Annotated in this window: 3 protein-coding genes; all 3 read right to left on the bottom strand. The window is 37.6% G+C overall.

Annotated elements, in window-relative coordinates:
- Window positions 1-263: 263 nt before the first annotated feature.
- On the bottom strand, window positions 264-947 hold the full coding sequence (locus ABZA26_RS14480; protein ID WP_372715199.1) for a ThiF family adenylyltransferase: 684 nt from the start codon (window positions 945-947) through the stop codon (window positions 264-266).
- A 1-nt stretch (window position 948) separates the two neighbouring features.
- Window positions 949-1,200, bottom strand: coding sequence for a MoaD/ThiS family protein (locus tag ABZA26_RS14475; protein WP_372715198.1), 252 nt, complete (start codon window positions 1,198-1,200; stop codon window positions 949-951).
- An 8-nt stretch (window positions 1,201-1,208) separates the two neighbouring features.
- Window positions 1,209-1,693: aldehyde ferredoxin oxidoreductase C-terminal domain-containing protein (locus ABZA26_RS14470; RefSeq protein WP_372715197.1), on the bottom strand; the 485-nt coding region annotated here is incomplete at its 5' end.

The following is a 1,693-nucleotide window of genomic DNA, read 5'->3' as shown; positions in this document are numbered from 1 at the left end:
TAGCGATCTTTTGATTGTTTTCATTCTTTCCCCCTCATTTAATTTATTGAATAGTTTACTATTCATAAAAAGAAACTATCAAGTAATTAATCTTTTTATCAACTTTAAACTCAATTAAACAATCTCCTTATTTCAGAGTACTATTTATTTTAGAAAATATAAATAGTGGTAATTTTTTAAATTACCACTATTTAAAATTTTCATTTAACTTTGGAATAAGACTTATTAAATTTTGAAGACACAGAAATCTGTTTTTCCATAAATTATATTTTAAAATTAGAGAAGCTATTGTTCTCCAAATCTATATACAATATCTCCTCTTTCAGGGAAATCCCCTTATTCAGTAATAATTTTAAAATCTCTCCTACCTGCAATGAGGCAGCAAGTGCCGGAGTAAAAGAGGGATTTCCCAACTCAACCTCTATACCCTCTTTTATATCACCATATAATTTTTTTAATATGAAATCCCCGGGTCTTATTACCGCCACCTGAGCTATCCAACCTCCGATTGCTCCGTGAACCATGGTAACCCCCAGTTTGGAACAGGCCTCTTCCACCATTATTTTTAGAGGTATGGAATCCAAGGCATCCACCACAAGGTCTCTTCCTTTTATTAATTTTTCTACGTTCTCTCCGTCTATCTCCAGGTTTATTCCTTCGACTCTTACTTCGGAATTTATTATTTTTATCCGCTTTACAGCTTCCTCTGCTTTTGAAAATCCGAGGTTTTTTTCAGATGAAAAGAGCTGTCTGTTGAGATTACTCTCATCAAAAGTATCAAAGTCAACAATCCTCAGATCCCCTACTCCCAGCCTTGCCAGCATCTCTGCAATATAGCCCCCTAGCCCACCACATCCTAGAATAATGATTTTTTTACTTTGAAGGCTCTCCTGTTCCTCTTGGGAAATAAGCTTTTTATTTCTGAGATAGCGTTTTTGATCTGCCATATTATCCCCCACCTACAGGTGGAAAAAATGCTATCCTGTCTCCGTCTTTTATTTTTTTTCCGAAGTCTTTTTCCCTTCGTCCATTTTGCATGATGATCACAGTAGATCTGTCAATATCCCCAATGAGATCCACCAGCTGGTCTATAGAGAAATCTGCCGGGATTTGAAATTCTTTTACACCTCTGCTTTCTTGAGGAAACATCTCTCTGAGATTTGCAAAAAGTCTCACTTCTATCTTTATCTTCCCAGCCATCTAACCTCCTAAAATTCCAATGTCATATCAAGTTCTTCATCAGTAATATCAAAGACAACATTGTGTGGCTCTAGATTCTCTTTGAAAAACTCAGGAAGTCTGTCATGAGCCTTTGTAAATCCTGCTCTTTTGTTGAATTCTTTTTCTAGCTTGAGAATTTCCTGTCCAAGAGTTATCACATCTGGAACCTCTATACTTGTATTATATTCTGCATTTATCATATTTACTACTTCCTGAAGGGCTCCTTCATTATCAAGGATTGCAAATGCCACAAACAGGCACAGTCCTGTACTGTCAACGGCTGCCGTAGCAACCTGAAGGTTTCTCGAAAGGTCTACCTGTCCCTCTTTTTTCAGAGGATCTACAGTTCCACCTACTCCCAGGATATTAGCCGTAACAGAATACCCGGCTGTATGGTCCGCACCCATAGGAGTAGTTGCATATGTGACCCCTATACCTTTTACCGACCTTGGGTCATATGCAGGAAGAGCCT

The sequence above is a fragment of the Ilyobacter sp. genome (assembly GCF_041583315.1).
Taxonomy (GTDB): domain Bacteria; phylum Fusobacteriota; class Fusobacteriia; order Fusobacteriales; family Fusobacteriaceae; genus Ilyobacter.
This window is presented reverse-complemented; position numbering and strand designations above follow the sequence as displayed.

Excerpts from the sequence above, each read along its gene's own strand:
- ABZA26_RS14480 (WP_372715199.1), bottom strand. The coding sequence starts at position 947 with ATGGCAGATCAAAAACGCTATCTCAGAAATAAAAAGCTTATTTCCCAA.
- ABZA26_RS14475 (WP_372715198.1), bottom strand. The coding sequence starts at position 1,200 with ATGGCTGGGAAGATAAAGATAGAAGTGAGACTTTTTGCAAATCTCAGA.